Below are 5,369 nucleotides of genomic sequence, written 5' to 3' on the forward strand. Positions count from 1 at the left end.
CGGCAAGGCCATCGCGTTGCGCGCCGAGCTGGACGCGCTGCCGATCAGGGAAGCCGCCAATGTCGCCTACGCCTCGCGCAAGGACGGCGTCATGCATGCCTGCGGCCATGACGGCCATACCGCCATGCTGCTCGGCGCGGCGAAATTGCTGGCCGAGGACGAGGACTTCGACGGCACGGTGGTGTTTGTCTTCCAGCCGGCCGAGGAAGTGCTCGGCGGCGGCAAGAAGATGATCGAGGACGGGCTGCTGAAGCGCTTTCCGGTCGATCAGGTGTTTGCGGTGCATAACTGGCCGGGTTTTCCGGAAGGCCATATCGGCGTGCGCGCCGGACCGCAGATGGCGGCGGTCGACGATTTCGAGATCGTCTTTCGCGGCAGCGGCTGCCACGCGGCGATGCCGCATCTGGGCGACGATCCGCTGCTGGCCGCCGCAAGCTTCGTGACAGCGATCCAGCGGCTGGTTTCCCGCAGCGTCGATCCGCTGTCGCCGGCCGTATTGTCTGTGACGCAGATCCATGGCGGCCGCTTCAATAATTTCGTCCCGGGCGAAGTGAAGGTCGAAGGCACCTGCCGCTTCTACGACCGCGCGCTCTCGGACCATTGCGCGGCCGAGATCGAGCGCGTGGCGCGCTCCACGGCAGCGATCCACGGTGTCAGCGCCGAACTGTCCTATAAGCGCGGCTATCCACCGGTGGTGAACCCGGCGAACGGAGCGGCACTCGCAGCCTTGGCCGGCTCGGACACGGTTGGTGCGGAACACGTCTCGACCGAGTTCCAGCCCAGCATGGGCTGCGAGGATTTCGCTTTCCTGCTGCAGGGCGTCGGCGACGGCGCCTATGTCTGGATCGGCGCCGGCGATGTCGGCCCCGGCGCCGGGCTGCATGGCGACCGCTTCGTCTTCAACGACGCCATCATCCCGATCGGCATCCGCTTCTTCCTCAATGTCGTCCAGCGCGCGCTGCCGGTCGGCGGGAGGTAGCGCGATTGCCAAGCGTGGAGATTTCGCGCAACGGTCGAGCGATCGAAACGACCGCGAGATCTGATGCCGGGGACTGACAAGACCGTGCTCATCACCGGCGCGCGCGCGCCGGTGGCGCTGCATCTGGCGCGCCTGCTTCATGGCGCCGGCCGCCAGGTGATCCTGGCCGACACGCCGGCGCGGCCGATCGCGGCCGCAAGCAAGGCCTGCGCGCGCTATCATCGCCTGCCGCCGCCGCGCTTCGAGCCGCAGGCTTATGCCGAGATGGTCGAGACGCTGGTCCGGGCTGAAGGCGTAGACCTCGTCATCCCGACGTGCGAGGAAGTCTTTTATCTCGCGCTGGCCTGGCGTGGTCGAAGGATGCCGGCGCCGCTACTCGCCCCCGACATCGACCTGCTGGCGGAGGTCCACAACAAGTACAGCTTCGTCCGACTGGCCGAGCGCCTCGGGCTGACGGTGCCGGAGACCACTCTGCTCAATTCTCGCGACGATCTGGAGGCGGTCCGCCGCCGCTCGCGCGACCTGGTGTTCAAGCCGGTCTGGTCGCGCTTCGCCAGCCAGGTGCTGCTGCGTCCGACGCCGGACTTCCTCGATGCCATCGTCCCCTCTCCCGCCATGCCTTGGGTGGCGCAGCGTTTCATCGATGGCGAGGAGATCAGCGCCTATGCGGTGGCGCGCGAAGGCAGGCTCAAGGGGCTGGCGCTCTATCGTTCGCTCTACCGCGCCGGCAAGGGCGCCGGCATCTTCTTCGAGCGGGTCGAGGATCAGGCAGCGCGAGAGCTGGTCGAGTGCATCGTTGCCGGCACGTCATGGACCGGGCAAATCTCGTTCGACCTGATGCGCGAGGCGGACGGTCGCGTGCTGCCGCTGGAATGTAATCCGCGCGCCGTCAGCGGCCTGCATTTTTTCCGCGATCCGGTGCGGTTTGCCGATGCGATGCTGGACGACGGGCCTGAGGCCGCCCCCGATGTGGTCGCACCGCAAACCGTGCGGCTTGCCATGTGGATTTATGGATTGCCGGCGGCCTTGCACTCCGGCGGTCTCGCCCACTTTCGAACGGCGATGCGCGAAGGCCAGGAATTGCTCGACTGGCCGGGCGACCCGGCGCCGGTGAAGGCGCAGTGGACGGCATTGGCCGAGATCGCCCGCGTGGCTTGGTGCCAGCGCATCAGCCTGCAGGCGGCGTCGACGCGCGATATCGAGTGGAACGGGCCGGCAGATTGCCGCTGACGTTGGCGGGACAGCACCCCCCTCTGGCCTGCCGGCCATCTCCCCCGCAAGGGTGGAGATTATCAGCTTCGCCTTCGGCGCCCTTATTGCAGCGTCGGAGATTGGCGAAAGCCGGTGCGACAGCAAATCTCCCCCCTTGCGGGGGAGATGTCCGGCAGGACAGAGAGGGGTGTGACGGAATGAGACGCCGCTTTCTAGTGTCGCGATCACAACTCGATCTGATACACCCTCGGTTCACTCGCCGAAGGCGGCATTTTCCCCTCCATGATCGCCGCGATGTCGCGGCGCAGGAAATCGAGCGGGCCGATCACCGGCAGCGCCGGCGGCGCGAAACGGGCGTTGTCGCTTGCCGATTTCAGCACCCGGCGGTCCTGATGCAGCGCGATGGTGAACAGCGGCTTGAAGGCGAGCGCCTTCAACTCGCCGAGCAAGCCCTGCCGCTGGCCGATCAGCCAACCGACGCCCTCGACGGTGCGCTCGTCCGCCTGGCGCAGATGAAAGGTGGTGGCGAGCACCAGCCCCTCCTTGCCCCAATATTCGAGCTCGGCGATGCCGGGATGGTGGAAGCGGCCGATGGTTTTCGCCCGCTCGCCCTCCAGCAGCCGGCTGATCAATCCTTGCTGTCTGTCCTCACCGGTGTAGCAGGCTTCGACCCAGCCCTCGCCGCCCGTCACCTCGACCCGCACCAGATGACGTTTCGAGGTCAGGCCGCGCAGCAGGCCCTTGTGGGTGAAATGGGTGTGGGTGGCATCCAGAATGTTCTCGGCGGCGTCGATGACCGTCGACTGCGTCGAGCTGCGCACCCGCCGCGCGATGATGTCCTTGCCCTCCATGCAATGGAGATAGGGTTCGCCCTGCGGCGCGCCGGAGGAGACGAAGACGACGCCGTCGCGCTCGATCGCGGCGTAACGGCGGACCCGGTAGTGCGGCATTGCGCCGACATGGCCCGGAATGGCGGTGCAGCGGCCTTCGCCGTCATAGCGCCAGCCATGGTAAGGGCATTCGATCTCACCGCCGACCACCTTGCCGGTCGACAGCTCCACCAGCCGGTGCGGGCAGCGGTCGAACAGTGCGGCAATGCCTTGCGCCGAGCGGAACAGCACCAGCGGCGCGCCCTCGAAGAAAACGCGCTTCGGCCGCTGGCCGATGTCGGCCGAGAGCGCCACCGCCTGCCAAAAATCCTTCGCGTGGTCACGGCGTTCGCTCACAGTTCGAACCTCTTCAGCAGCGGGATGCCGACCAGGGCCAGCACGCTCTCCATGATGCGGATAGCGACGCGCCGGCGAAGCGGAAGATGCCTAGCATAGACGGCAATGTACTCGATCGCGGCCTCCGCGCCGCGCAGGCGCTTGAAGCCTGCCGCGCCAGCGCTCATGTTGAAGAACAGGCCGCGCTCCGTGGCGTGGTCCTGTCCCATCGCCATCACCATGCGGTAGAGCCCCTCGCCGAGCGGCAGGCTGGTGTCGTAGCCGACGATCGGCTGGGTCAGCGTGCCGCCATTTTCGAACAGGCCGGTGACCGCGACCAGTTCGCCACCCGGCCGTCGTAGGCCGGCAAGGCTGATGATGCCGCGCCGATGCATCTCGGCGATGTAGCGGGCCGTGTAGTGCGGATTGAGCGGTGTGTATTTGTTGAGATAGAGCATGTTGTAGAGCTGTTCGGCGCGCGCAAAATCGGCCTCGGTGAAATCGGCATCGCCGACGCGCACGAAATGCGTGGCGCCAAGCTGCTTGCGGTCGCGTTTCAGGTTCTTGGTCATGGCGGGTGCGGCGCTGCGGTCGGCGAAGATGTAGATCTGCCGCGCCGCCAGCATGCGGAAACCTTCCGCCTTCAAGGCGGCTATGCTCGCCGGATCGGCGATCTCGTTCAGCGAGCGGATGACGATCGTGCGATCGGGAAAGCGAGCGACCAGCGCCGAGCGAAGCGCCGCGACCGTCTGCCGGTCGAGCAGCGGCACCGGATTGGTCGAATAGAGCCAGTTGTTGACCTGCACCTGATGGTCGAGGCCGCTTGCCCTGACCAGCGGCGCGCAGGCGCTGATCAGTGCCTGAAGCCCCTGACGCAGCAGCGGGTGGGCCGCGAAGTTGCGCGTCTCGTCGACGGCGTAGTCGACGTAAGCGCTGGACGGGCAGCAGATGTAGCAGTTCGGCGCTTCACTCGCATCGTTGAGCGTCAGCGGAAAGGTCCGCCCGGCGACTTCGAAAGCCTCGACCCTGGTCGTCAGGTTGGCGACGAGATCGCCAACCGGAATCTCGTTGAAGAGCCGCACGAACGCTTCGACCTTGGCCGGATTGTTTTCGACCCGGTCGGCCTGCTGAACCAGCCTTTCGACGACGCCTGCCCGGCTCATTGCGCGCTCTCCAGCCGACATTCGACGCGACGCAGTTTGCGGCTTGTTTCCAGCGGCAGCGGCGCGCGGACAAGGGCGACGGTCGCATCGGCCTTTCGCGCTTCCAACAGCCTTCGCATCGCCTTGTGAGCAGCGGTAGCCGCGTCGTCGGCCAGTGTCGGCGGAAGCCTGAGCTCGATCGCATCCGGCGCAGTCTGGACGAGCCGAAAATCGTCGATGCGGCGATCGGCCTTGAGCACGGCGTTGCGCAGCACATCCGGCGTGACGAGGATCGGCCCGCTCGGCGAAGCAAGACGGAAGACATCGTCGATGCGGCCGACAATCTCGTCCACACAGCGTAACGGCGAGCCGCAACGGCAGGGCTGGTCCGAGAGGCGCAGCAGATCGTTCATGCGGTAACGCGCCATGATCTGGGTCTGGCGGCGAAAGGCGGTGACCAGCGGCGTCACCAGCCCCTCGCCCGCGGGCTCGAATTCGAAGAAGACGGAGTCTTCGGCAAGATGCAGACCGCCCTGTCGGCAGGTCACCGCGAACAGTCCCTCCGTCGCCATGTAGATCTGGTCGAGCGGCAGCCGGAAGAAACCCTCGATCACCGGTCGGTCGACCGGGTCGAGCGTCTCGGCAGCCGAGAAAATGCGTTTTGGCGTGAGTCGAAAACCATCGGTAGCGAAATACCTGAGCATCTTCGGCGGCGCGATGATCACCGTCGGGTCGAAAGCTTCCAGCGCCTCGCGCCAGTGTTCCGGCCCGAGCGTCAGATCGAAGAAGGCGAGCTTGATCAGCCGCGATTTGCGGGCACTGTCGTAGAGC

4 protein-coding genes and 1 pseudogene are annotated in these 5,369 nt (G+C 66.3%); 2 read left to right on the plus strand and 3 right to left on the minus strand.

Annotated features, from left to right (window positions below):
* Both EOA29_RS23870 and EOA29_RS23875 read left to right on the plus strand, forming a co-directional pair.
* The coding region (locus tag EOA29_RS23870) for an amidohydrolase (protein ID WP_127221668.1) at positions 1-979 on the plus strand (979 nt) is incomplete at its 5' end.
* A 63-nt stretch (positions 980-1,042) separates the two neighbouring features.
* On the plus strand, positions 1,043-2,209 hold the full coding sequence (locus EOA29_RS23875) for an ATP-grasp domain-containing protein (protein WP_126094819.1): 1,167 nt from the start codon (positions 1,043-1,045) through the stop codon (positions 2,207-2,209).
* A 206-nt stretch (positions 2,210-2,415) separates the two neighbouring features.
* Here EOA29_RS23875 and EOA29_RS23885 read toward each other — a convergent pair whose 3' ends face one another.
* The 3 genes and pseudogenes from EOA29_RS23885 to EOA29_RS41630 all read right to left on the minus strand — a co-directional run.
* A complete protein-coding gene (locus EOA29_RS23885) occupies positions 2,416-3,417 on the minus strand; it encodes a Rieske 2Fe-2S domain-containing protein (RefSeq protein ID WP_126094820.1) in 1,002 nt (333 codons plus the stop codon).
* Positions 3,414-4,559: a GNAT family N-acetyltransferase gene (locus EOA29_RS23890; protein WP_189478969.1), complete on the minus strand. Its 1,146-nt coding sequence runs from the start codon at positions 4,557-4,559 to the stop codon at positions 3,414-3,416. Before EOA29_RS23890 ends, EOA29_RS23885 begins: the two co-directional genes overlap by 4 nt.
* Positions 4,556-5,369: pseudogene (locus tag EOA29_RS41630) on the minus strand (CoF synthetase); the annotation flags it as partial. The gene EOA29_RS23890 and the pseudogene EOA29_RS41630, both read right to left, overlap by 4 nt.

The organism is Mesorhizobium sp. M1E.F.Ca.ET.063.01.1.1, assembly GCF_003998155.1.
Lineage (GTDB): Bacteria > Pseudomonadota > Alphaproteobacteria > Rhizobiales > Rhizobiaceae > Mesorhizobium.

What these genes read in the sequence shown, in the direction of transcription:
- EOA29_RS23875 (WP_126094819.1), top strand. Translation starts at nt 1,043, where the DNA reads ATGCCGGGGACTGACAAGACCGTGCTCATCACCGGCGCGCGCGCGCCG.
- EOA29_RS23890 (WP_189478969.1), bottom strand. Translation starts at nt 4,559, where the DNA reads ATGAGCCGGGCAGGCGTCGTCGAAAGGCTGGTTCAGCAGGCCGACCGG.